General features: G+C 74.4%; 18 protein-coding genes. 10 read left to right on the forward strand and 8 right to left on the reverse strand.

Going from position 1 to position 24,204, the window contains the following annotated elements:
* The coding region (locus tag ACFQSB_RS35705) for an anti-sigma factor (protein ID WP_380831371.1) at positions 1-514 on the forward strand (514 nt) is incomplete at its 5' end.
* Between the two features lie 42 nt (positions 515-556).
* Here ACFQSB_RS35705 and ACFQSB_RS35710 read toward each other — a convergent pair.
* Entirely contained in the window at positions 557-1,708 is a 1,152-nt protein-coding gene (locus tag ACFQSB_RS35710) for a baeRF10 domain-containing protein (protein ID WP_380831373.1), read from the reverse strand.
* Positions 1,709-2,037: 329 nt separating this feature from the next.
* Between ACFQSB_RS35710 and ACFQSB_RS35715 the strand changes: the two genes are divergently transcribed.
* Positions 2,038-2,268 carry a hypothetical protein gene (locus tag ACFQSB_RS35715; protein ID WP_354846744.1) on the forward strand — a complete coding sequence of 77 codons (231 nt, stop codon included), beginning with the start codon at positions 2,038-2,040 and terminating at the stop codon, positions 2,266-2,268.
* A 117-nt stretch (positions 2,269-2,385) separates the two neighbouring features.
* Here ACFQSB_RS35715 and ACFQSB_RS35720 read toward each other — a convergent pair whose 3' ends face one another.
* Complete coding sequence (locus ACFQSB_RS35720) at positions 2,386-5,238, reverse strand: helix-turn-helix transcriptional regulator (protein ID WP_380831375.1); 2,853 nt, start codon at positions 5,236-5,238, stop codon at positions 2,386-2,388.
* A gap of 127 nt (positions 5,239-5,365) precedes the next feature.
* Between ACFQSB_RS35720 and ACFQSB_RS35725 the strand changes: the two genes are divergently transcribed.
* The 6 genes from ACFQSB_RS35725 to ACFQSB_RS35750 are packed head-to-tail and all read left to right on the forward strand — an operon-like array spanning position 5,366 to position 15,583.
* Positions 5,366-5,554 (forward strand): hypothetical protein, encoded by a 189-nt coding sequence (locus tag ACFQSB_RS35725; RefSeq protein ID WP_380831377.1) that lies wholly within the window; start codon positions 5,366-5,368, stop codon positions 5,552-5,554.
* 37 nt (positions 5,555-5,591) lie between these two features.
* Positions 5,592-9,062 (forward strand): hypothetical protein, encoded by a 3,471-nt coding sequence (locus tag ACFQSB_RS35730; RefSeq protein ID WP_380831379.1) that lies wholly within the window; start codon positions 5,592-5,594, stop codon positions 9,060-9,062.
* Entirely contained in the window at positions 9,059-11,386 is a 2,328-nt protein-coding gene (locus tag ACFQSB_RS35735) for a hypothetical protein (protein WP_380831380.1), read from the forward strand. Before ACFQSB_RS35730 ends, ACFQSB_RS35735 begins: the two co-directional genes overlap by 4 nt.
* Entirely contained in the window at positions 11,383-12,627 is a 1,245-nt protein-coding gene (locus ACFQSB_RS35740; RefSeq protein ID WP_380831382.1) for a ferritin-like domain-containing protein, read from the forward strand. The genes ACFQSB_RS35735 and ACFQSB_RS35740 overlap by 4 nt, the downstream gene beginning before the upstream one ends.
* Before the next feature lie 17 nt (positions 12,628-12,644).
* The gene (locus ACFQSB_RS35745; RefSeq protein ID WP_380831384.1) at positions 12,645-14,375 is read left to right on the forward strand and encodes a LodA/GoxA family CTQ-dependent oxidase; all 1,731 of its coding nucleotides are present in this window, start codon (positions 12,645-12,647) and stop codon (positions 14,373-14,375) included.
* Positions 14,372-15,583 (forward strand): tryptophan 7-halogenase, encoded by a 1,212-nt coding sequence (locus tag ACFQSB_RS35750; protein ID WP_380831386.1) that lies wholly within the window; start codon positions 14,372-14,374, stop codon positions 15,581-15,583. Before ACFQSB_RS35745 ends, ACFQSB_RS35750 begins: the two co-directional genes overlap by 4 nt.
* A 94-nt stretch (positions 15,584-15,677) precedes the next feature.
* On the opposite strand, the gene ACFQSB_RS35755 is transcribed toward ACFQSB_RS35750, so the two are convergent.
* Complete coding sequence (locus ACFQSB_RS35755) at positions 15,678-16,718, reverse strand: nucleoside hydrolase (protein ID WP_380831388.1); 1,041 nt, start codon at positions 16,716-16,718, stop codon at positions 15,678-15,680.
* A 28-nt stretch (positions 16,719-16,746) separates the two neighbouring features.
* Positions 16,747-18,087, reverse strand: coding sequence for a translation initiation factor eIF-2B alpha/beta/delta subunit family protein (locus ACFQSB_RS35760; protein ID WP_380831389.1), 1,341 nt, complete (start codon positions 18,085-18,087; stop codon positions 16,747-16,749).
* Between the two features lie 376 nt (positions 18,088-18,463).
* On the opposite strand from ACFQSB_RS35760, the gene ACFQSB_RS35765 reads away from it, so the two are divergent.
* Positions 18,464-19,807, forward strand: coding sequence for a lanthionine synthetase LanC family protein (locus ACFQSB_RS35765; RefSeq protein WP_380831391.1), 1,344 nt, complete (start codon positions 18,464-18,466; stop codon positions 19,805-19,807).
* Positions 19,808-19,835: 28 nt separating this feature from the next.
* Here the strand turns inward: ACFQSB_RS35765 and ACFQSB_RS35770 are convergent, their stop codons facing one another.
* The 4 genes from ACFQSB_RS35770 to ACFQSB_RS35785 form a co-directional block, all read right to left on the reverse strand.
* Positions 19,836-21,230, reverse strand: coding sequence for a HAMP domain-containing sensor histidine kinase (locus ACFQSB_RS35770; protein WP_380831392.1), 1,395 nt, complete (start codon positions 21,228-21,230; stop codon positions 19,836-19,838).
* A 93-nt stretch (positions 21,231-21,323) separates the two neighbouring features.
* Positions 21,324-21,476, reverse strand: a complete 153-nt coding sequence (locus ACFQSB_RS35775) for a hypothetical protein (RefSeq protein ID WP_380831393.1) — start codon at positions 21,474-21,476, stop codon at positions 21,324-21,326.
* 161 nt (positions 21,477-21,637) lie between these two features.
* Positions 21,638-22,336 carry an ABC transporter ATP-binding protein gene (locus ACFQSB_RS35780; RefSeq protein ID WP_380831394.1) on the reverse strand — a complete coding sequence of 233 codons (699 nt, stop codon included), beginning with the start codon at positions 22,334-22,336 and terminating at the stop codon, positions 21,638-21,640.
* Positions 22,333-23,163 (reverse strand): ABC transporter permease subunit, encoded by an 831-nt coding sequence (locus ACFQSB_RS35785; protein WP_380831395.1) that lies wholly within the window; start codon positions 23,161-23,163, stop codon positions 22,333-22,335. Before ACFQSB_RS35785 ends, ACFQSB_RS35780 begins: the two co-directional genes overlap by 4 nt.
* Before the next feature lie 119 nt (positions 23,164-23,282).
* Between ACFQSB_RS35785 and ACFQSB_RS35790 the strand changes: the two genes are divergently transcribed.
* Complete coding sequence (locus ACFQSB_RS35790; protein WP_380831396.1) at positions 23,283-24,107, forward strand: DUF1206 domain-containing protein; 825 nt, start codon at positions 23,283-23,285, stop codon at positions 24,105-24,107.
* Positions 24,108-24,204 lie beyond the last annotated feature (97 nt).

The following is a 24,204-nucleotide window of genomic DNA, read 5'->3' on the forward strand; positions in this document are numbered from 1 at the left end:
CAACCTGCAGAAGGTCGGCTACGCCGAGAGCCCGGTGGACAACGGCTCGCTCGGCGAGTGGCGCGTGGCGACCGCGCTGGCCGCCGCCTTCCTGGCGCCCGCGGTGGGCCTGGGCGTCGTGGCCGTTCGCACCGGCGACCAGCTCGACCGGGCCCGGGCGGGCGGCGAGCGGCTCGCCGCCGTGCTGGCCGCGCCGGACGCCCGCACCGTCACCCGCACGGCGGACGGGGTCACCGGCACGCTGGTGGTCTCGCGCTCCCAGGGCCGCATGGTGTTCGTCTCGGCCGGGCTGTCCGCCCTGCCCGAGGGGCGCACCTACCAGCTGTGGCGCATCGGGCCCTCGGGCGCCGTCCCCGACGGGCTGACCCGTCCCGGCGCCGACGGCCGCACGCCGCCGGTGGTGCTCGGCACGCCGGGGGACGCCACCAAGGTCGGCGTCACGGTCGAGCCCGCGGGCGGGTCGCGCCGGCCCTCCGGTGATCCGCTCCTGGTGATGCCGCTGCCCCCGGCCTGACCTGACCTGCCCTGCCCTTCCCGGCCTGACCTGCCCGGTCTTTCAGGCCGGGGGGCCGGGCGGGGGCGGTGCGGGGAAGCGGAGGGAGGCGGCGACCGTGTGCTCCTTGAGCTCGGTGTCGGCCTGCACGTGCTCCACCGAGCCGCCCTCCTCGATCACCGCGTCGGCCAGCTCGCCGATCACGTCCGGTGTGCGCCGGGTCGCCTTGCCGCACAGCGGGCAGGCGTCCCCGCCGGTGCCGAGCCAGCCCGACTCGTCGCACACCACGCCCGGCGCCGTCGCCCCTTCCTGGACCAGAAGGGCCTGCACCGCGGCGACCGACCCCGCCCACAGGCAGTCCTCCAGCCCGAGGGCCGCCGGCCTGCGCGTCGCCGACCGCTCCAGCACCTCGGCGACCCAGCGACGCTCCTCCTCGCGCTCGTAGCGTTCGAGGATGCGCTCGGCGCTGTGCCGGATGTCGGCCGGGGTCGCGGTGCGCGGGTCGACCGAGAAGGTGCCGGCGACCCTCGGACGCAGATGGCGGGGAAGGAAGTCGACGAAACCCGGCACCTCCTCCGGATGCCCGCCCAGGATGATCAGCTCGTACCTGCCGGTGCGGAACAGCTCGTCCACCAGTCGCGCGGCATTGCGGTAGTGCCGCCGGGTCAGGTCGTCGGCGCGGTTGCGCACGCGGTGCTCGGTGTAGCCGTACCAGCCGGCGTAGTTGGACTTGCGCAGCGTGGGGTCCTCCACCTTGCCGGCCTCGCGCATCTCGTCCTGGTACAGCTCCCATGCCTCGGCCGAGCGCCGGTCGAGCACCAGGACGCATGAGCGGTGGTACTCGTCGAGCACCGCCAGCATCGGGCGCACCCACGGGGCGGCGTCCACCATGACCCGGTCGCGCACGGTCCGTGGCAGCGGGACCTGCTCGAACAGGTCGGCCCCGCTGCAGGAGAACACCGCCACGGCGCCGGCCTCGGCCCGCTCCAGGCCCTCCATGCCGGCGATGCGCTCGATGTCGCCGCGGATGGACATGCGGGCCTGGCGCCCGAGGGAGCCGTCCTGTCCGAGCGGGCGGATCTCGTGCAACAGGCTGTTGACGCGCGTGGACAGAGTGGTGTTCCCGTCCGCCCCGACGCTCACGTACAGCGACACCACGGGCACGTCGCCCCCGTTGAAGCGGATGATCCGGTCGATCGTCTCTGCGGTGATCATGCATCGCCCCCGTCGTCGCTCCTGTGACCTCTGTATTCGTTCCCATCCACGGACCGGGGAGGTGGCCGGGTGGCGCGATCAGGGGGACAAGAAACGACAAGGCGGACATGGGGCGACCGCCGAGGCCGGTGGAATCAGGGAGATCAGGGACGGATCGCGTGGCCGCCGGGAGCGGCCGCCTCGCGCTGCTCTACAGTTGGCGTCATGAGCAGGCGCCGCGGGCCCGCGTGACGGCCCGGGGCGCGGCCTGTCCCGCCGGGCCGCCTCCAGCCTCCGCCACGGCCTGCCTGACCGGCGACGACCTCGATCCGCGACCCGAGGAGGACCCATTGAGCAGTGCATCCGCCGACAACCTCGATCTTGCCACCAGCGCCAGGGAGATGGCCGACCGCGAGCCGGCCGGGTCGCTGAACCACGCCGCCGCCACGTCGGTGGCGATCACCTGCGCCACCACGCGCAACATCGCCGAGGCCCGCGCCGTCCTGTACGGGGTGACACCGCCCGACGTGCGGGAGGCCGCGCTCGCCCTGTTCAACCGCCTGTCCGCCGGCGCCGCGTGAACGCCTGACCCCGGCCCGGCGCGCGGATCGGGGTCCGCCGCGAGCCGGGCGTGGACGGCCGCATTCAGGCGGCCCGTGGCCGGACGACGCTCCGCGCGCACCGGCCCGCTCGACGCCTCAGGTGGGAGAGCCGAAGGCCTCGCTGAGCTGCCTGCGGTTGACGATCGCGAGTTTGCGGTAGACCCGTGCGAGATGGGTCTCCACGGTCTTGGTGGAGATGAACAGGGTCTGGGCGATCTGGCCGTTGCTGTGCCCGTGGAGGGCGAGGAGGGCCACTCTGCGCTCGGCCGGAGTGAGGGCGTCGATGCCGGCGACGGCGGTCCGGCGCGGGCGCATGCCGGCGGCGTGCAGTTCGGCGCGGGCCCGTTCGGCGAGCGGGCGGGCGTGCATGCGGTCCGCCAGCGCCAGCCCCTGTCGGAGCGGTGGCCCGCAGTCGCGGCCACGCCCCGCCCGCCACAGCGCGGCCCCGAGGTCGACGAGGGCGCGGGCGTGCTCGAGCGCCGCGGGGGTCCCCTGCAAGATCTTCGCCGCCTCGGCGAGCAGCGAGAGGTCGGGACGCGGCCTGGCGACCAGGCCGGCGACGCGCAGCGCGGCGCCGACGGCCTGCGCCACGCCGACGGTCCGGGCGCGGGCGACGGCCTGGCCGGCCAGTTCCTGGGCGGCGGGGTGGTCGCCGAGGTGGTGCGCGGCGATGGCCGCCGTGCCCCGCCAGGGCAGCAGGCCCGGGTGGTCTATCTCGTAGAGCCGTTCGAGCAGGTGGCCGGCGTCGCGGGCGGCTCGGAGCGCCGCCGCCGGGTCGCCTCGCAGCAGTGACAGCCGGGCGCGGCAGTCGAGGACGAGCGGGGAGTACATGCCGTCAGGGGGATGTGGGTCGGCCAGGTGCAGCGCCTCCTCCGCGGCGTCCTCCTCGCCCCGTTCGAGGTGCACCCAGGCGAGCAGGAAGGCTATCCAGCCGCCCGCGGAGTTCCAGCCTTCGTCGTGCGGCCCGCGAGCCGCCTCAAGGTCGGCCAGCGCCGCGGTCAGCGCCCCCTGGTGGTAGCGGGCCAGCGCCCGGTGGTATCCGGCGTAACCGTAGGCGAGCACGTCTCCTCTGCGTCGTGCCGCCGACAGCGCGGCGTCGGCCGCGGCCTCGGCCGCGACCAGCTCACCGGCGATGACCAGGGCGTGGACGACGATCCCCATCAGTGAGCCGTGGCCGACCGGGTCCACCAGGGGGTCGTGGGCGAGCGCGCCGGAGGCGGCGCGCAGTACCTCGGGTACCGGGTCGCCGTCGAGGGCGAGTTGCAGGGTGAGGTGCGCCAGCAGGCCCGGCCTGCCGGGCGGGCGCCCCTGACGGGCCTCGCGCAGCACCGGCGCCAACCGCCGGGCGGCGTGGCGGCGCAGCGAAGGATGGAAGCGGGCGATCATCAGGTACTCGGCGAGAACATCCTCAGAGCGCGGGTCGCCCGCCTCGAACAGGTCGAGTGCGGCGTCCTGGGCGACCGCGGCGCCGGAGAAGTCCCCGCGCGAGTTCCGCAGCCGGGCGAGCAGGGTGAGCGCCTCGGCCCTGACAGGGGCGGGCGCGTCGTCGAGCAGGGGGAGCGCTTCGGTGACCGTGTCGTGGGCGGCCATGTCGCCGGCGGTCATCTGGGCGCGGGCCAGTTCGAGCATGAGTTCGCCGGAGTAGCGCCCGGCGGTCGCGTCGGCGAGCGCCCGGTGAAGCAGCCGGGTGGCCGCGGCCGGGTCGCCCCGGCGCAGTGCCAGGCCGGCCGCCTCGCGCAGTGTGCGGGCCACGGCGAGATCGCCTTCGGGCTGGGAGACCAGCAGGTGGCCGGCCACTTTCTCCACCCCCTCGCCGTCCTCGGCGAGCAGGTCGGCGGCCCTGCGATGGGCGCGGGCCCGGGCGAAGGCGGGAAGGTCGGCGTGGACGGCCGCGGCGATGAGCGGGTGGAGGAACCCGAGCGGGTCGCCGGGGCGCAGCAGGTGGGCGCCGGCCAGCACATCGGCGGCCCGCTCGGCGGCCGGGAGGCCGAGGCCGGCGTGACGGGCCGCCCGGCGCAGCGGGGTGCGATCGCCGAGGACGGCGAGCGAGGTGGCGAGGCGGCCGGCCTCGGCGGGCAGCCTGGCCAGCCGCGCCAGCACCGAGTGGAGCACGGTGCCGGGCACCATGCCGGCGACGGCGCTCGCGGGCGGGACGTGCCCGTCGGCCTGCAGGGACCGCAGCAACTCGCCGACCAGGAAGGGGTTGCCGCCGCTCGCATGCGCCACGGCGGCGGCCAGGTCGTCCCCGGCGGCGGGGAACACGCCGGCCACCAGCCGTTCGACCGCGCCGGCGGACAGGGGCGCGGGGGCCAGCAGGCGGTTCGGGGGCTGGACGGTCAGCCGGCGCAGCGCCGAGACCTCCGATCCGTCCCCGCCGTCGCGCACGGCGACCACCAAGGCGAGCGGGAGCGCGCCGACTCGGTCGGCGAGCATGGCGAGGAACCGCAGCGACGCCTCATCCGCCCACTGCGCGTCGTCCACGGTGAGCAGCATGGGGCGGACCGCGGCGCCTTCGGTTCCCCATCCGGTCAGGTTGACCGCCAGCCGGCACAGTCCCCGCAGCATGTCGTCGCTGCCCGGTGCCGCCGGGGAGAGCTCCTGGCGAAGAAGCCCGGGAAACAGCGGCGCGGCCGGTGCGGCGAGGCCCGCCGCCAGCCGGGCGCGCTCCTTCGGGCGGGCGGCGGTCAGCGGCGGGGCGAGGAGGTCGAGTGCCACGCCCAGCGCTATCGCCCGCTCCAGTTCGTGCCCGCGGGCCGCGAGCACGAGCAGTCCGTTCGCCTGGGCCTGATCGGTGGCGGCGGCCAGCAGCCGCGTCTTGCCCACTCCGGGCGGCCCCTGCACCACCACCAGGGACCCGCTCCCCATGCGTACGGCCTCCAGCGCCGCCGCCAGTGCCGTCAGCTCGCTGTCACGTTCCAGCAGCAACGATTCCGCCACGCGCTTCGTCACGCCCCCACCGTAAGACCGCGAACGCGCACCGGCCACGAATACCGCCCGGTAAGGGTGGCGTATATCGCCAAATATCAGGGTGTCGACCCTGACGCCGGGCACCGGGCGACGGCGGCAGACTGCGCGGGTGAGCGACTCTGGGCACCGCGTCCGGCTGACCGTGGAAGTCGATCTGCTCGCCGACCCGATCGAAGGCGTCGTGCTCCACGAGCACGGCGCCGACAAGCCGTTCGCGGGCTGGATGTCGCTCATCCGCGCGTTCGAGCTGGCCCTGGACGACGAACGGCTCCGCCCCGCTCCGCCTCCGCCCGGCTGACACCCCATCCGATGGACCGAGCCTCACGGAGGTCTCCTTGCCGATCGACCATGCCCTGCCCCTGCGCGTCGACTGTGACTCACGCCTGTCGGAGGACGTCTTACCGGTCAAGCCGGTGAGCGTCGATCCCGAAGCGCACAACCACACCTCCATCGCGACGACCGATGACGGAACCCATCTGCTGCTCGCCATAACGCCCGGGACCGGGCTCGCCGAGGTGCGGGCGTCGGGGGAGTCGGCGTCGGGGTACACCCTTCACCCGCTGCCGAAGGGGGCGCGGGCCCAGGAGGTCGTGACCCTGGTGGACGCGGACGGCCTGGTCAACGCGTTCTACGCCACCGAGCCGGCCCTGCTGCACTCGGTGCGCGACGCCCGCGGTGAATGGGGCGAGCCGGTGGAGCTGGCCGCCTGCACCGGGCTGGGCGTGGCCGAGATCCCGCTGACCGGGGACTTCGCGGTCAGCGGCATCGACGCGCGCGGCGATCTGACGCTCTGCACCGCCGACGGCGGGAAGTGGACCGCGGACCGCGTCGACCTCGGTGGCGAGCTGGTCGGGGGAGAGGCCCGGCTGGCCTTCACCTCACCCGACGCCTGGGTGCTGTTCGCCACCGCCGGTGGCGTGCTGCGGATCTGGCCCGGCACCGGGGACCGGGTGGCCGCGCACCCCGAGGTGGTCAAGGTGGCGGCCCCCGCGGCGCGGCTGCTCGCGACCTACCCGCACGCGGACTCCGCCATGGTCGTGTTCACCGACACCGCGAACAACCTGTACTCCTCGGCGGGGTTCGGCGACACGCCCGTCCGGATCCTGCTCGGCGAGATCGTCCGGGGCACGGCCGTGCTCGACGACGACGGGATGGTCCGGTGCTACGGCTGCGCCCCGGACGGCAGGCTCTGGCAGCTTCGGCAGACCGCCTGGACGGCCGATGACGTCCCGGTCTGGGCGCCGATCTTCCCGCTCGACACCGACGCCGTGCAGGTGAGAACCCCCGCCGGCGGCGCGGGCGCGCTCGCGGTGACCCGGGCGGACGGCACCGTCGACCTGCTCAGCCGGCCGCGTACCGGCGGCGGATGGACGCGCGTGCCGGTGCACGGCCACGCCGAGGACGCGCCGATGGTGGTGTCCCGGTACCGCACCCGGCTGACCGTCACCGACGCGAACGGCCTGCCCGTGCGCCACAGGGCGATCGAGCTGACCTCCTCGCGGCTGGTGGGCCTGTACAGCGGCGGGCGCACGGTGCTCGCGCGGCCGGGCACGGCCGCGACGCTCACCACCGACGAGACCGGCGCGGTGGAGTTCAGCCAGCCCGCCACCGGCTTCACCGCGGTCACGTTCACCGCGCGCGTCGAAGGGGCGGCGAAGGATCTGCCGATCACCCCGCACGGCTACCTGTACGAGACGCTCGCGGGCAGGGCGCCCCTGTTCAACGGCACCGCCACCATCCCGCCGATGAGCGCGGACATGCTGCGCGCCGCCCGGGGCAAGGACGGCCCGCTGCTTCCCGGCCTGACCCCCGGGCTCGCCAAGGTGGCCGCCGACGCCGTCATGCGGCTCGCCGCCCTCGGGCCCGGGGGTGCCAAGCCGGACGGGGGGTTCGAGGTGGACCTGCGCGACCCCGGCGCGCCCCGGCTGATCGCCTACGCCACCGCCGACGCCGTCACCGAACGGCTGGCGGCCTTCCACACTGCGGCCGGGTCCGCGACCCTCACGGCCCGGGGCCCCGCGCCGGCGGAGGCGCTGTCGGCCGGCGTCCTGGGCAAGAGCCTCGGGGACTGGCTGGTGGACGTCTGGCAGGCCCTGAAGTCGGGCGCGGTCAAGCTCGTCGCCTTCATCGCCCATCCGGACCAGGAGACCTTCTCCGCGCTGGTGGAGTCCGCGAAGGGCGTTTACACCACCGTGGTGGGCCTCGCGCTGGAGGGCCTGGCCGAGGTCGGCTCCCTGATGCAGAGCGTGCTCAACACCATCGAGCTGGCCTTCGACAAGGCGAAGGACCTGTGGCAGGACGCCCTGCACTGGCGCTCGATCTGGCGCACCATGGACGAGTTCTACGGCCAGATCACCACCGGCCTGTCCTCGTTCCAGCGGCGGCTGGGCGACTCCGCGGTGGTCGCGACGGGACACTTCTTCTCCGATCTGAAGTCCGAGCTGAACGCCGGGCTCGACCAGGCCGCGGCCGTGCTGGGGAGTACGACCGTCAACGACGTCGGCCGCGGCCGGGTGCGGCTCGGGCTCCAGCCCGCGGGCGGCCGGTCACCGGGCCTCGCGGCGGCGCTGGAGGGCAGTCCCGCCCAGCACAACTACGTGCTCACGAAGATCCTGGACAACGTGCCGGACCGGCCGGCCGGGACGATGTCCCCGCTCTCCGACGGCTTCACCGGCAAGCTGATCAAGGGCGTCAAGGACTCCGGCATCCTCGCGGACGGCGGGAAGGCCCTGCGGGACGTGGTGCCGGTGTGCCTCACGCTGTTCCGCGACCCCGCCAAGGCCGGGGAGCTTCGCGTCGCCGACCTGCTGGCGGCGTTGCGCGACCTGATCGACCTGGCGCTCGACGCCTGCGACGTGCTCGTCGTGACGCTGCTGGAGCTGGCGGCCGAGGCCGTGCGGTGGGTCCACGACCTGCTCACCGCGCCGATGGACGATTCGCCGGTGCTCACCTGGATGTGGGAAAACCTGGCCAGGCCCAGCGGGAACCGCGACGCGATGACGCTGGGCCGGCTGTTCTGCCTCGCCTTCGCCGCGCCGGTCACCCTCGCGTGCCTGGCCGCCACCGGCCGCGGGCCCTACGACCCGCGCACCAAGGCCCAGGGCAAGGGCGTGCTCGCGAAGAGCGTCGCGGCCGGCTCGCCGGACGCCGCGGGGCAGAGCTACACGCCGATCGAGGACGCGCAGTACTACTCCTCCATGGTCCTGATCGGCATCGACATGCTGACCGACGGCGTCAACATGGCCGACGCGCAGTCCGGCGACGACAGCGTGGGATCGCTGCTGGTCAACGGGCTCGACCTCGTGGCCAACATCATCGTCCAGGCCGTGTTCACCCCGAGCGCCGACTGGAACTGGGCCGCCATGACCAGAGGGCAGAAGATCACCAACGCCACCTGGATCGGCTACTTCGCGCCCATCCTGACCGACGGGGTCTTCCACCTGATCGACCAGGTCAAGGCGATCAGATCGGCGGGCGATGACCCGGGGCCCGAGACGGGGGAGGGAGGTGGGGGAACGGGCTCCACGAGCATCGCGTTCACGGTGAACGCGAGCATCGACGCCGTTCTCGCGCTGGCCCTGATCGCCTCGGGTGTCACGGGCGCCGCCCTGCAACTGAAGGACGGCGATCGCGGCGTCTCCTGGCTGGACGTCTTCGAGGCCGTCATGGGCCCGCTCCCCTGGGCGGGCCAGCCGCTCCTGCTGCCCGAAGCGGTGGACGGGACCGACGGGATCTCCCCCATCGTGCAGATAGGAGTCCTGGACCCTCTCGGCGACTTCGACTGGGACAGGGCGGGCACCCCATGACGGCGGACGCGAGCGTCGAAGAGGTCCTGCGTCACCTGCGGGGCAAGGGCGTGACCCAGGGCTGGGACGTGGTGTGCGCCCTGTCGGCGCACAAGGTCAACGAGTTGTTCCAGCGGCAGTTCGTGCAGGACCTCGTGTCCGGGGACCACCTGCCGCCCATCTCGGGCACCGTGCCGATCATCGACGACTACGCGGTCGAGTTCGCCGACGTCGTCCTCGGTCATCCGCTGATCGCGTTCGACCCGGCACGGGACCCCCAGGCGGCGCGGCTCACCATCCCGGTCGTCTCCGGGATCGCCCGCACCGTCCTCACCGCGGGCGGAGCGGCCAAGGTCGTCTCCACCCAGTGGATCACCGGCGCGCAGGGCTACACGATCACCGGCACCGTGCCGCTGGGAAAGGTGAAGGGAGAGGTCGAGCACCAGACCCACGTGTCCCTGCGGATCGGCGACGGCAAGGACTTCTTCGCCGACCTCGGCGTGCCCGGCGCGGCGGGCACGCTGCTCGGCGCGTACTTCCTGCGCCTGCTCGCCGATCCCGGCGCCGGGTACGGGCGGTACGCGCTCGGCACGCTGGACTACACGCCGAACGCCACCGACCTCACCCCGGCCGGCGACTTCGAGCTGGCGACCCAGCGGGACCAGGCCGACCCCGCGGACCCCGGGCGGCTGCTGCTGTTCGTGCCCACGGCCTACAACCCCAAGGGCGGCACGCAGACCTCGCTTCCCCTGGCCGACGTGGTCCCCACCGGAATGGACACGACGCTGCTGGTGTCCGGCAGGGTGCTGTTCGGCGGCATCCTGCGCGACCTGGTCGCCGGCGTCGTCGGCGCGGGCAACGTCGGCGCGGACGGCGACGCGTCGGACGCCTGGTCGCTCACGGTCACCGGGGGGAGCATCAGCGTGCCCGTCCGGTACACCAGCGAGTACGGGACCGTGCAGGCGGGCTGGTGCGGCAAACGGCAGGACGTCTACGTCACCCTGAAGGACATCGCCTTCCGTTCCTCCGGAGGGGCGCTCACCGGCACCTGGTCGCACGACTGGCAGCAGGCATGGAGCGTCGAGGCCGACCTGCCGGCCCTGCCCACGATCTGCGACGAGGGCCAGGTCACCATGACCGTCGAACTGGACACCACCTACCGGCCAGGCGTCGACCCGGTCACCGCCGAGATCACCTTCACCTCCTCCGGAGGCGTCGGCGTGAGCTTCCCGGCGCCCGACGGCTCGTTCTTCACGAAGATCGACCCTTTCCAGGACGAGCAGGCCCGGCAGCTGACCTGCGACCTCATCGCGAAGGAGATCGTCTACCAGCTCAGCGGCCTGTTCGGCTTCACCGTCCCGCACATCGGCGCGTTCGCCGTGACCAATCTGCTGTTCCCCGGACGGCAGACCGCCCGGCTGCTGTCGGCCCACGTGCCCGGCGACCTGGTCGCGTTCGGCACGCTGGACGCGCCCGGCTTCGCCGTGTCCCCGCCGCTGTCGGCCGTGACCACCGCCGAGACCGTGCGGCTCGCCGCCGACCGGCCGGTCACCTGGTCGGTCCCGCGCGGCGGCGGCCGCATCGGTGCCGACGGGGTGTACACGCCTCCCGCCGGGCTTTCCCGGCCCAAGGTGGTCGTCGTCACGGCCACGGCGCGGGACCCCATCACCGCGGAAGGGGACGACGCCGATGGCGAGGTGGTCCGCGACGCCGCCGGGAAGGGCTTCGCGACGGCCCGGCGGGCGTACGCGGCGGTGGTGGTGACCCCCGCCCAGGTGACCGTCGCGCCGATCATCTCGGTCTTCGAGGCCCGTGACCAGGCCCGCGCCTTCACCGCGCGGCTGCCCGGGTCCGCCGAGAAGGCCACCTGGTCGATATCCCCGGCCGTCGGGACGGTGGACGACACGGGCCACTACACCCCGCCCGCGAAGCTGGACCGGCCGGTGGCCGTGACGCTCACCGCGCGAATCGGAAAGGAGAGCGGCAGCGCGCGGATCGTCGTCTTCCCGGCGGCGCCGGTCGCCGTGCAGGTCACCCCGTACGCCCCCGCACCGCTCGGCCCGGGCGCGGCCCGGTCGTTCACCGCCGCCCTGGGCGGCGACCCGGTGCGGGCCGAGTGGAGCGTCCTGCCGGAGGTCGGGCGGATCGACCAGGACGGCCGCTACACCGCCCCGGACACGGTGCCCGCCCCATGCGCCGTGCTCGTGGTGGCACGCGACCCCCGCACCCCGGCCCTCGGCGGCACCGCCGTCGTGCTCCTCACCCCCGACGGCGACGACACCGGCGCCGTCATCCGGCCCGCCCCCGCCCAGCTTCCGAACCGACGATCGGACGACCTCTCATGACGCCCCCCGCCGCCAGGCTGTTCCCGCTCACCATGACCCACCGGCCCCTGGACTCCATCGAGAGGCTGGCCGCCCACCTGCAGACGGCGCTGACCATCGAGCTCTCCACGATCCCGCCCTACCTGTGCGCCCTGTACTCGATCACCGACCCCTCCTCGGAGGCGTCGCGCCTGATCAGAGGCGTGGTCGTCGAGGAGATGCTGCACATGATGCAGGTGGCCAACCTCATGAACGCCATCGGCACGCCCCCCTCGCTGGCGGAGGAGCATGTGCCCGTCTACCCTGCCTACCTGCTCGGCCACGCGGAGGGCGGCCCCTTCATCCAGCTCCAGCCACTGTCACCCATGCTCGCGCGCACGGTGTTCATGCAGATAGAGCTGCCCGAGTCCAGCCCGCAGGCGCCCGCCGAGGACGAGCCCTACCACACCATCGGCCAGTTCTACAAGGCCATCGAGCTGGGCTTCGAGACCTGCGTCGCCAGGTACGGCGAGAAGGAGGTGTTCGGGCACGACACCGGGTTCCAGCGTGACGACACCTACTTCGGCCCGGGCGGCGGCGAGCTGCACATCGTGCACGACCTCGACGGCGCGAAGGCCGCCATCACCGAGATCGTCCAGCAGGGTGAGGGGGCCGAGGTCCAGCGGCCGCCGGCGCCGTACGAGGAGCCGTACGGCGGATACGACCACTACGGCGACCGGCTGGACGGCACCTACGGGCCGATCCTCGGCACACCGTGGGAGCTGTCGCACTATGGCAGGTTCGAGCGCATCGCCCGCGGCGAGGTGAGCCTGCCGCCGATCTACCCGATGCAGGCCAACCCCTCCGGCGCCGACCTCGACGGCGACTTCCGCAGGCTGTCCTACCTGTTCGACAACTGCTACACCCTCGTGCTCACCGCGCTCGGGGAGGCCGTCGGCAAGACGGCCCGCCCCGGCCCGTTCTTCCAGACGGCCTTCCCGGTCATGCAGGCGGCCCTGCCGGCCCTGGCGACCCTGCTGATGGGGACTCCGCTGAACCCGGCCGCCGATCCCGGTCTCGGCCCCAACGCCGGACCGGCCTTCGTGTACCGGCCCCGCCCCGTGGAGGAGATCGTGGCCGAGGCGGCCGACCTGCTCGCGCGTCCGCCGTCGGCCTTCGGCGGCGACTACCGGCAGACCTGGCGGCACAACCTCGGCCTCGCCCACCGGGCGCTGGCCGGCGCGGCCGCGGACGACCTCACCCTCAACTCGGCGCACGGATGACAGGGAGACCCGCAGCAATGTCGTATCGAATCCATCCGGCCGTCGGCGTCGTCCGGGTCGGCAACAGCCCCGAGTTCTACCTGGCCCCTGAGCGGCCCGGCGCCCTGCCGGTGCTGCCCGGCGGCGGCGCGTTCACCCCAGCCGACTTCCGGGACGCGCGGGGCGCGCTGCGGCGGCAGGGGGAGCGGTTCGAGGTCTACCTCTACCGTGACGAGGCCGATCCCGGCCGTCCCGTGCGGCCGGGTGAGGACGGGGTGGAACGCATCGAGTGGACCGTCCACCTCGCCAACAAGAAGGCGATCTGGTACGAGTTCATGGTCAACGCCGGCGAGTCGGGGTACGCCCCCGACCACCCGCTGCGCAACGCGGCGGTCACCGACCCCGCCGAACGCCAGAAGATGATCATCGATCCGGGTCCGCGCACCCTGAAGGGCCCGGGCGAGTCGGTGGCCTTCTCCCGGACCGACAACCCCGGCGGCTATCCGATGACCTTCCCGCCCGAGGACCTGAGGCCGGCCACGATCGACAGCCTCGGCGAGATGCGCACCGACGAGCTGGGCCGGCTCATCGTGCTCGGCGGGTTCGGCTCCTCGGGCAGCGCCGACGCCGTCCCGGTCGCCGACGACTACGCCAACAACGACAACTGGTGGGACGACACCTCCGACGGGCCGGTGACAGCGCGGCTGATCATGCGGGACGGGCGGGAGGTGGACGTGGACGACTCCGCCTGGGTGCTGGCCGTCCCGCCCCGCTTCGCCCCGGAACTGAGCAACCTCGTCACGCTGTACGACACGATCAGCGACATGGCGGTGCGCAACCTCGGGACCCGGCCCGAGGTCTTCGCCGACGGCTTGTGGCAGCGGGACTTCACCCCCGACTGGGAGGGCGACATCAAGCCCATCCTGGAACGGGCGCACCACTACGGGTGGGTGGTCGCGATCCCCACCCACCCGCACGACATGGACTTCGGCAAGCTCGGCGACCCCTCCCCGGTCTACGCCGGGATGCGGCGGTTCTACCTGGACCTCATCCGGCCGCCGGACGCGCCCGACCGGTTCGCCTCCCCCGACAGCGGGCTGCCGCTCATGCCCTTCCTGGCCGGGGACAACTGCTTCGAACCGGGCCCGCTCTCCTCGCGGTACCTGACCCTCACCCGGACGCAGTTCTTCTACCTGCAGCAGTGGGCCGCGGGGAACTTCACCACCAAGGGGACGCCCGAACCCTCGCCCGGCGGGCTGCGGGACCGCGTCGCACTGGAGAACTGCGTCGGCGGCGCCTTCTCCCCGGGCATCGAGATGACCTGGATCTGCCGCAATCCCCGGCTGTACTCCGCGCCGTACCGCATCCGCCGCAAGACCGGGGTGCGGCCGCCGCTGTCCCTGGGCCAGGACCTGGACCAGGGCCTGGAGCCGGGAGACCTGTCCAAGTACATGGCGGTGCCCTGGCAGGCCGACTTCAACGAGTGCTCCGAGCAGCAGGTGGGCGACCGGTTCCTGTGGTGGTGGCCGGTGCAGCGCCCCGACTTCGTCTACGTCGAGGACACCGGTGGCCTGCGGCAGGTGGCCTGGGTGGGCTCCGACGGGGACCAGAACGCCGACGACTACGTGCGGTTCGCCGACGACGTCGAGATGGTCGAGCTGTGGCATCGGCTCGGGTTCGTGGTCAACAAGGGCACCGCCGACGACCCGGTCTTCGTCGAGGTCGAGCGGACCCTGCCCCGCGACACCGCGCCGCCGGAGGGTCCGTGAGCCGCGACGTGGACGCGCGGCGCGACCCGGCCGCGGCGGACGACCTGCCCATGCCGGATGACGGCGGGACCGCACCGGGCGAGGTGGCCGTGATCGGGGCCGGGCCCGCCGGGTGCGCGGCGGCCATCGCGCTCCGGTCCGCCGGCGTCGCCGTCACCCTCCTCGGCGGGGGGCGCGATGAGCCGGTCCGGATGGGCGAGTCCCTCCCCGCGGAGGCCCGTCCGCTGCTGCGCCGGCTCGGCGTGTGGGAGGAGTTCGAGCGGGCCGGGCACCCCCCGTCGCCCGGCATGGCCTCCGCGTGGGCGGGGGAGGACCTGGCCTGGCGGGACGCCTTCACCGCCCCGCTCGGCGGCGGATGGCTCATCGACCGCGGCCGCTTCGACGCGAGCCTGGTCGAGGCGGCCAGGTCGGCGGGGGTCACCGTGGTCGACGGAGCGCGTGTCACCGCCGTGCGCCCGGAGGGGGCGGGCTGGCGGCTGTCGATCGCGCCGCCGCGGGGCCCGGGCGGAGGGCCGGCGGCGGAGAGTCGGGCCGGCCCGCGCGGGCCGCGTGGGCTGCGCGCGGGGTTCGTGGTGGACGCCGCCGGGCGGGCGGGCGTGCTGGCCCGGCGGCACGGCGCACCGCTGCACGCGGACCGGCTGATGTGCGCGTTCACCGTCTTCACGGGGTCCACCGGTCCTGCGGAGCCGCGCGCGATCCGGCGGCCGGTGATCGAGTCGGCCGAGCACGGCTGGTGGTACGGCGCGGACGCCGGCGAGGGGCGGACGGCCGTCGGCTTGTTCAGCGACGCCGACGTGTTCCGCCGCGCGTCGGCGGCGAGCGCGCGGAGCTGGTACGACCTCCTCCGGCGTACCCGGCACGTCTTCGACCTGCTCGGCCGCCCCGGTCCACCCCCCGCCGTGCGGACCGTCCCCGCCGCCTCCCACTGCCTCACCCGCCTGTACGGCCGGAACTGGGTGGCGGCCGGGGACGCGGCGAGCGCGTTCGACCCGCTGTCCTCGGCCGGCGTCGTCGCCGCCCTGCGATCCGGCCTCGGCGCCGCGACGGGGGTGCTGGCCGCCCTCGACGGCCGGTTCGACGCGCTCGCCGCCTTCCAGCGGCGCACCCAGGTCCAGTACACGTCCTACCTGCTGCGACGCCGCGACCACTACGCGGCCGAGGCCCGCTGGCCCGGCGCGCCCTTCTGGCGCAGACGCGCGCCGGCCTGACCTCCTCCGCTTCCTCGCCGCCGCTGCCGGCCGCTCGCCGGACGGCGCCGGTGCGGCACGGTGGAGTGCCGCCGGCCGCGCACCGGTTCCCGGGTCAACGGCCCCCGGGACGGGGCGGGGCGGGGTCCGTGGCGTGGGGGAGGGGGAAGCCCTGTGTGAGGGTGTGGAGGAAGTCGCGCACGAACCGTCCGGCGTCGGCCGCGGTGACGACGCGGGTGTCCGGTGCGGGCTCGCAGGGGAAGGGCGGTGGCAGGCCCTCGGCGGTGCGCATCAGCCGTGCCCGCCAGAGCGGCCCGTCCGGGAGTACGGCGACGGGCCCGATAGTGGTCCCGGTCGCCAGGGACGGATCGAGCAGGATGCCCGCCGCCAGCGGGTCGTGCAGCGGGACGCCGCCGCGCCGCCCGGGGGCGTCGTCCAGGCGCGGGTAGGCGCCGAGAATCGCGGCGGCGAAACGGGCCACGGGGGTGCCCGCCGCGTCCAGGGCGGCGATCGCCTCCGTCGGCAGCAGGACCGTCGCGGTGACGTCCACCCCGAGCATGACCAGGTCGGCGCGCGGTGCGGTGGCGACCGCCCGGGCCGCGGCGGGGTCGCGGGCGATGTTGCTGTCGCGCACCAGCCGCTCGCCGGGCACGTCGTAGGGGCCGGAGCCGCCCATCAGCACGACCGAACGATACTTTGTAAAGAGCGCCGGGTCGATGCGCAACGCGAGCGCGAGGTTGGTGAACGGGCCGAGTGCCAGCAGGTCGAGGTCGCCCGGCCGTTCCCGGGCGAGACGGACGATCAGCTCCGTGGCGCTCTCGCCGGTCACGGCCGGCATGGGCCGCGGCAGCCCGTGACGGGCGAGGGGGGCGCCGAGCCCGTCGGTCCCGTGCGTCCCCCGGGGGACGGAGGGCGCGCCCGGCAGCGGCCGGGCCGCGCCGCGCGCCACGGGCGGCGCGAGCCCGAGCAGGCGGGTGACGCACCCGATGTTGCGCGCGACGTCCCGCTCCGGGCGGTTGCCGGCCACGGACGTCACGGCGGTGATCTCCACCCCCGGGTGCCCGGCCAGGTAGAGCAGCGCGCAGGCGTCGTCGATGCCGGCGTCGGTGTCGACGACGACGTGCCGCGTGACGTCCGCTCCGCGAGGGCCGGTCATGCGCCCGGTTCTCCCGCCCGGTCGGCCTTCATGTCGCCGTGCGCGGGGGAGGGGCCGGGCGTGTGGAGCCGCCGGCCGGGGTGCGGGCGCCGGGAGCGGCGAACACGCCGGTGGCGGGGGCGCCGGGTATTGCGGGGATGCCGGGCATGGCGGGAACGCCGGGCATGGCGGGAACGCCGGGCGCGGGGAAACGGGGCGGGACGACGGCGCCGGAGGCGGCGGCACTCGGAGCGGCGGAACCTGCGGTGGCGGACGCTGGGGCGGCGGAACCTGGCGCGGCGGCGTTCGGAGCCGCGGCGTGCGGGGTGGTGGCATCGGGGGTGGCGGAGCCGCCGGGCGGGACGGCGAAGTGGTCGGCCACGCGGGCGGGCTCGAAGGCTCCGTGCTCGGTGACGATGCGGGTGACCAGGTGGGGCGGCGTGGCGTCGAAGGCCGGATAGTAGCCGCGGGTGCCCTCGGCCGCGGTGCGCGTGCCGAGGACGTGCAGCACCTCCTCCCCGTCACGGTGCTCGATCTCGACGTCCGCGATGCCGGGGGACAGCGGGTCGGGGGCATGGGCGAGCACGTACATCGGCGCGCCGAAGGCCCGGGCGGCGAGCGCCACCGCGAGCGTTCCCACCTTGTTCACCACGTGGCCGTCCATGGTCACCCGGTCGGAGGCGGTCATCGCGACGTCGGCCAGCCCGTCGGCCAGCGCCGAGGGCACCATGCCGTCGGTGATGACGGTGGGCCGGTAGCCCATCTCCACCAGCGTCGCCGCGGTGAGCCGCGCCCCTTGCAGGTAGGGGCGGGTCTCGGTGCAGACGAACTCCAGCCGCTTTCCCATGCGCTCGGCGGCCTGGACGGCCGCGACCAGGTAGGCGTCGCCCCAGCAGTGCGTGAGCACGCGGGCGCCGTCCTCCAGCAAGGCGGCGGCGTTGCGGCCGAGCGCGTCCGCGCCCGCGCGGTAGGCGGCGTCGTGGGCGGTCGCCGCCTCGGCGACGGCCCTCACCAGTTCCTCCCCGGAGGCCAGCGCCAGCGGCCCGTCCACGGTGGCCGCCAGGATGGCGGTGACGGCGTCCCGGATGTGGTTGTTGGTCGGCCGGGTGGCGATGAGCCGGCGGCCGGCGGCGCGCAGGCTCTCGGCGGCGGCTCCCGGCCCGGCGCGCCGCGCCTCGCGGGCGGCCAGGGTCATGCCGGCGGTGGCGGCGAACAGCGGGCCGTGGCTCTGGGTGACCATCTGCTCGATGGCCACCGCGACGTCCTCGGCGGTGGCGCAGTGCACCCAGCGGCGCTGGAACGGGTAGACCCTGCGGTCAAGGATGTCCACCCCCTCGTCGGTGGTCTGTACCGAGTCGGCCAGAATCGGTGTGTCGCCCGTGCCGCTCACGTGGCCATCCCTTCATCGAGACCGTGTCGGGTTCCAGAGTGCCCGGCGCCCGCCCCGCTGCACACCCGGCGCCGGCGGCCCCGGCCGATCGGACCGGCTCGCCGAAGGGGATGAACGCCGCAAGCGCCCCGGCGATTATCCATAGTCTCCTGCCTGGCAGACCATGGATAAGGGGGCATCCCATCCGATCGGGCCGGGTTCGCGGGGAAATATGGCTCACGAGGAGCGCTGGAGGCTCCTGCGGGGCCGGTCTCTGTGAGATTGTTTCTGCTGCGGGCGGTGATGGGGCCGGCCGTGTGCCGTGACCGGATGCCGAAGCATTGTCTAGTTTTCCTACCAAATTCATAGGTAGACTGGGCCGCGCAGAGGAGGCGACATGAGCCCGGACCCAAGCCACCCGTCGTGGCCCCGAGGCGAGACCCCGCTGGCCGCGGCCATCTCCACCGGCCGCTGGATCCGGTCGGCCGCCGTCGACGACGAACGCGGGCGCCACTGGCGCGCCAACCCCGACCCCGGGCGGCGCTCGGCCCGGTCCGGCCGGCCCGGCTCGCTGTACGCGGGCGCCGCAGGCGTCGTGCTGTACTTCCTGGAGCTGGCGGCGGCCACCGGTCACGAGGCCTACCTGGAGGAGGCCAGGAACGGCGCGCGCTACCTGGCCGCCACCTGGCGGGAGGAGGCCGACCTGTCCCTCTACCACGGCCTCACCGGCATCGTGTTCGCGCTGGCCGAGGCCGGGTGGGCCACCGGCGAGGAGAGCTTCTCGGTCGCGGCCAGGGACGCGGCCGACCAGGTGGTGCGCCGCGCGCGCCGCCTGCCCTCCGGCGTCGGCTGGACGGGCGACCCGGCGCAGCGCGGCGACGGCGGCATCATCCTCGGCCTGCTGCACGCCGCGGGCATCCTCGGGGTTCCCGAGTACGAACGGATCGCCGTGGAGGCCGGCGAGCGCGTCGCCGGCCTTGTCGTCCCCGGGCACCGGTTCGGCGAAGAGGGCTGCGCCGACCTGCCGGTGGACGCGGTCACGCCCGGGTTCCTGTCCGGCACGGCCGGCACCGCCTTCCTGCTCGCCCGCCTGTACGGCGTCACCAGGGACGAGCGGTTCCTGCGGGCCGCGCGCCGGGGCGCCGACTTCGTCCGCACCGTCAGCGTGGTGACCGACAAGCACGTCTTCGTGCCGCACCACGTCCCGCAGGGACGCACCCTGCACTACCTCGGTCTGTGCTCGGGGTCGGCGGGGGTGGCCCGGCTGTTCTACGAGATGCACCGCGTGACCGGCGAGCAGGGCCACCTCGACTGGATGGAGCGGCTGGCCGCCGGCATCGCCTGCAGCGGCGTCCCGCGGCGCCGCACCCCCGGCTTCTGGAACGTGGCCTGTCAGTGCTGCGGCGCGGCCGGGCTGCTGGAGCTGTTCGTCGGCCTGTGGGCCGCCACCGGCGCGCGGTCGCACCTCAACTTCGCCCAGCTCCTGGCCGACGACCTGATAGGCCGCGCCACCGGGCACGACGACGCCGGCCACCGCTGGTACCAGGCCTACCGCCGGCTGCGTCCCTGGGAGGTCACCGCCGACACCGGGTACATGATCGGCGCCGCGGGCATCGGCTCGGCGCTGCTGCACCTGCACGCCGCCACGACGGTGGCCGAGCCGCGCCGGGTCATCCTGCTCCCGGACAATCCCTTCCCGGCCATCCCCGTCCCCGCCTCGGCGCTGCGCGGCCCCTCCTGAGCCGCGGGGCCCGGCCCTTTCCGCGCCCTCAGACCGGCTCGACGTGCCGCGGGCCGAGCGGGAGGCGGACCACGAAGCGGGCGCCGCGCTCGCTGGGCTCGACCGTCAGGCAGCCGCCGGTCGTCTCGGCGATCTGCCGCGCGATCGACAGGCCGAGCCCCGTGCCGCCGGCGTCCTTGCTGCGCGCGGCGTCCAGGCGGGTGAACCGCTGGAAGATGATCTCCCACTTGTCCGGGGAGATACCGGCCCCGTCGTCGAGCACCTCGATGATGGCCGTGCCGTGCGAGAAGCGCGGGTCGCCGGGCCGGTCGCCGATGCGCGTGCACACCTTGACGGTGGCCGAGGTCGCGGCGTGCCGCTCGGCGTTGTCCATCAGGTTGGTGAACAGGCGGGCCAGCCGCACCCGGTCGCCCATCACCACCACGCCCGGCTCCAGATCCGTGCCGATCCTCAGGCGGCTCTGACGGCGCTCCAGCTCGCCGGCGACCAGTTCGGCCAGATCCACCGGCTCGCGGGTGACGGGCGTGCCGGCGTCCAGCCGGGCCACCTGCAGCAGGTCGGACACGATGGCCTGCAGCCGGTCCAGGCTGCTCAGCAGCGAGCGGCTCATCGCGTTCACGTCGGTCTCGGCGGGGGCGAGCAGGGCCTCCTCCACCTCGGCGCGCATGGCGGTGATCGGGCTGCGCAGGTCGTGGGAGGCGTCGGAGGCGAACCGCCGCTGACGCTCCATCGCCTCCTCCAGCCGGTCCAGCGTGTGGTTGACGCTCTCGGCGAGGCCGTGGATCTCGTCGTTGGCGGGCGGCACCGGCACCCGCCGGCCCGGGCTGGTGGCGACGATCTCGTCGAGCTCGGCGCGGATGGCGTTGACCGGCGACAGCGACCCGGTCACCAGCCGGTGGCTGCCGTAGACGGTCACCGCGACGACCGACAGCACCGCGGCGACCGCGAAGGCGGCCAGCAGCGGGTGGACCCACGGACGGATGGGCGGCGCGGCGGCGTAGACGATGCATTCGCGGCCGGCGCGGAAGGCCCGGCGGGCCACGACGACCTGGCATTCGCCGTGCGGGAAGACGCGGTCGCACACCCGGCGCACCGCCTGCTCCTCGCCCGGGGGAGGGACGAAGGAGGCCATGGGCGGCTTGCCGCGCAGGATGCCGGAGGACGCCACGACCCGCCCCTGCGAGTCGACGACCTGCAGATTGCGCACCTGTTCGTAGGGGATCGGCGCGGGCAGCGTGCCTTGTTCGAACACCACGGCGACGCGGCGGGCCGCCGCGGCGACCTCCTCGGTGAGGTACCCGCTGGCGTACCGGTTGACGGCCACCAGCATGACCGCGGACAACAGTGTGGACAGCAGGGCCGCGATCAGACCTGCGAACAGGGTGAAACGCCCCTTGACCGACCAGCGGTGCCACACGCTCACCGTGATCCCCCCTCTTGCCCCCATGACAAGTGGACCACACCCGTCGCACGTGGGTGCGACGGGTCGCGGGGGAAGCCGGCCGGAGGCGGGCCGCTAGTCTGCGGCGCGCGTGGCGGTCTCGGCGGCCTTGGCCGTCAGCGACCGCACCGCCTCGGTCAGATGGGCGACCTGGACCTCGAGGGTGTGGACCCGCGCTTCCAGTTCGCCGGCGCTGGGGGGCTGGTTGGCGACGATCTGCCTCGGCATCGGCGGCCGCTCCTTCCACGAAGTTCACAACGCGGGCCTGGTAACGCGGGGGGTGTCCGTCGCGATCCCAGCTCTTTACCTCTGCCCACACAGGGGCGTGGCAAAGCACATCCGGCCCTATAAGCGTACGTGACCTCATCGCGGTGCTCCGGGAGCGACCCCTAGGAGGTCGTGAGGCGCGCGGCATAGCGGGTGCGGGGGTGGCGGGCGACCTCCTCGGGCGTGCCGTCCTGCACGATCGCGCCGTTCTCGACGACGACGAGCCGGTCGGCAAGCGCCGCGGCCTCCGCCGGGTCATGGGTGACCAGCACGCAGGGCCCGGCGAAGCACGACAGGTGGCGGCGCAGCAGGTCCCGCAGCTCCGGGCGCGCGGGGTCGGCCACACCGGCCAGCGGCTCGTCCAGGAGCAGCACCCGGGGGCCGGCGGCCAGCGAGCGGGCCAGCGCCACCCGCTGCGCCTGCTCGCGCGACAGCTCGCCCGGCCTCGCCCGCGCCAGGGCACCCAGGCCCACGTCGTGCAGCCAGGCGGTCGCGGCGCGGCGGGCCTCGCCGGTGCCCGCGCCACGGCAGCGCGGCCCGAAGGCCACGTTGTCCAGGACGCTGAGATGGGAGAACAGCAGCGGGTCGCGCAGCACCATGCCGACCGACCGGCGGCCCGGCGGGCGTGCGTACAAAGGAGCGCCGTCGAGCAGGACGTACCCGCCCGCGGGGGCGGCGAGCCCGGCGACCAGGCGCAGGGCGGTGGTCTTGCCCGCGCCGCTCGGGCCGGCGAGGGCGACGACCTCCCCGGCGGCGACCCGCAGCCGCACGTCCAGCGAGAACGGCGGGTACGCGGCGACCAGGTGGGCGTCCAGCATCATGCCGGGCCCGCCCATCGTCCCCGCAGGCAGGCGAGGATCGCCGCCGGCACCGCCAGCAGCACCAGGCTGAGCGCGACGGCGGCCTGCGGGTCCCCGCGCAGGGCCAGGTAGACCGCGGGCGGCGCGGCGGGCGCGGCGGGCGCGGCCGCGGCCAGGCCGCCGGCGAACACCATCGTCGCGCCGAACTCGCCGAGGGCCCGCGCCCAGCACAACAGGGCGCCGACCGCGGCGCCGGGCGCCAGCAGCGGCAGGGCGACGCGGCGGAACACCGTCCAGGAGGAGGCGCCGAGCAGGGCCGCCGCCTCCTCGACGCGCGCGTCCTGCCGGTTCAGCGTGCCCTCCACCGTGGCGACCAGGAACGGCATCGCCACGAACGCCTGTGCGCACATCACCGCCACGGCGTAGGAGGCGACCGGCCCGCCCGCCGGGCCGCCTCCGCCCAGCGCCAGCAGCAGCGCCACGCCTCCGGCCACCGGCGGCAGCAGCAGCGTCAGCCTGACCAGGGCCCGCGCGGCCCGCCTGCCCCGGAAGTCCACGCGGGCGAGCATCCACCCCAGCGGGACCCCGGTGACCAGGCAGCCCAGCGTGGCGGCCACGGAGGTGACCAGCGACAGCCACAGCGCCCGCAGCAGGGCCGGTTCGGCGAGGCGGGAGGCGAGCCCCGCCCACGGCGCCCGCAGCACCAGTGCCGCCACCGGAAGGGCCAGCAGCACCAGGGCGGCGGCGGCCGGCGCGGCCAGCACCAGCGGCACCGCGGCGGGCCCGTCGTGGACGGCGCCGCGGCCCGCGCCGGTCAGCCTGCGGCGGGTGGTCTTCAGTACCCTCATGCCGCCTTCATCCCCGGCCGGCCGCCGCGCCACGCGAGGGCCCGGGTCCATGATCGGCATGACAGGTTTACTTCCCGGCTAAATGTGAAGTAGGGAGGGCGAATCGAAAGGAGCGGCCCATGAACTCCGTGGCCTCAGCAGGTCACCAGGCGCGCGGAGCCGCGCGGCAGGCGACCAACAGCCGGACCTTCGACCGTCTCGCCAGGTTCGGCATGGCCTGCCGGGGCGTCCTGTACGCCCTGATCGGCATCCTGGCCCTGCAGATCGCCTTCGGCGGCGGCGGGAAGGAGGCCGACAAGACCGGAGCCGTGCGCACGGTCGCCGAGCAGCCGTTCGGCACCGTCCTGCTGTGGCTCATGGCGCTCGGGTTCCTCGCCCTGGCCGTCTGGCAGCTGTCGGAGGCCGTGGTCAACAGCGGCCTGGACGTCCGGCACCGCGTGGAGGCCGTCGGTCGCGCCGTGGTCTACGGCCTGGTCGTCGGCACCGTCCTCAGCTTCCTGCTGCGCGGCACCACCGGGCAGTCGAGCGACGAGAAGTCCAAGGACCTCACCGCCACCGTCATGGACTGGCCGGGCGGGCAGTGGATCGTCGGCGCCGTCGGCCTCGGCGTCATCGGCCTCGGCCTCTACTGGATCTACGAAGGCGTCACCAATAAGTTCTGCAAGCACCTGAGCACCGCCGAGATGTCGCCGGCCACCCGCGGCGTCGTGGAGAAGCTCGGCATGATCGGCTACTGCGCGCGCGGCGTGATCGCGGCGGCGGCCGGCGTCTTCTTCGTCCACGCGGCGATCACCTACAACCCCGACGAGGCCAAGGGCATCGACTCCACGCTGCGGTCGTTCGCCGACACCCCGCTCGGCCCGTGGCTGCTGGCCGTGGTGGCCGCCGGCCTGGTCGTCTTCGCCGCCTACTGCTTCTGCGAGGCCCGCTGGCGCCACACCTGAGCCGCCTTCGCGGTAGAGGACCTCGACGACGGACCCGGGCGCCCCGCCCGGGTCCGTCGTCATGCCGTGCCATGCCGCCGCGGCTCAGGCGTGGCTC

The organism is Sphaerisporangium rhizosphaerae (assembly GCF_042665155.1).
GTDB classification, from domain to species: Bacteria; Actinomycetota; Actinomycetes; order Streptosporangiales; family Streptosporangiaceae; genus Sphaerisporangium; species Sphaerisporangium rhizosphaerae.

Bases quoted from the DNA above. Each gene is read 5' to 3' on its own strand.
- ACFQSB_RS35710 (WP_380831373.1), bottom strand. From the start codon at position 1,708: ATGATCACCGCAGAGACGATCGACCGGATCATCCGCTTCAACGGGGGC.
- ACFQSB_RS35735 (WP_380831380.1), top strand. From the start codon at position 9,059: ATGACGGCGGACGCGAGCGTCGAAGAGGTCCTGCGTCACCTGCGGGGC.
- ACFQSB_RS35740 (WP_380831382.1), top strand. From the start codon at position 11,383: ATGACGCCCCCCGCCGCCAGGCTGTTCCCGCTCACCATGACCCACCGG.
- ACFQSB_RS35745 (WP_380831384.1), top strand. From the start codon at position 12,645: ATGTCGTATCGAATCCATCCGGCCGTCGGCGTCGTCCGGGTCGGCAAC.
- ACFQSB_RS35755 (WP_380831388.1), bottom strand. From the start codon at position 16,718: ATGACCGGCCCTCGCGGAGCGGACGTCACGCGGCACGTCGTCGTCGAC.
- ACFQSB_RS35765 (WP_380831391.1), top strand. From the start codon at position 18,464: ATGAGCCCGGACCCAAGCCACCCGTCGTGGCCCCGAGGCGAGACCCCG.
- ACFQSB_RS35775 (WP_380831393.1), bottom strand. From the start codon at position 21,476: ATGCCGAGGCAGATCGTCGCCAACCAGCCCCCCAGCGCCGGCGAACTG.
- ACFQSB_RS35780 (WP_380831394.1), bottom strand. From the start codon at position 22,336: ATGATGCTGGACGCCCACCTGGTCGCCGCGTACCCGCCGTTCTCGCTG.
- ACFQSB_RS35785 (WP_380831395.1), bottom strand. From the start codon at position 23,163: ATGAGGGTACTGAAGACCACCCGCCGCAGGCTGACCGGCGCGGGCCGC.
- ACFQSB_RS35790 (WP_380831396.1), top strand. From the start codon at position 23,283: ATGAACTCCGTGGCCTCAGCAGGTCACCAGGCGCGCGGAGCCGCGCGG.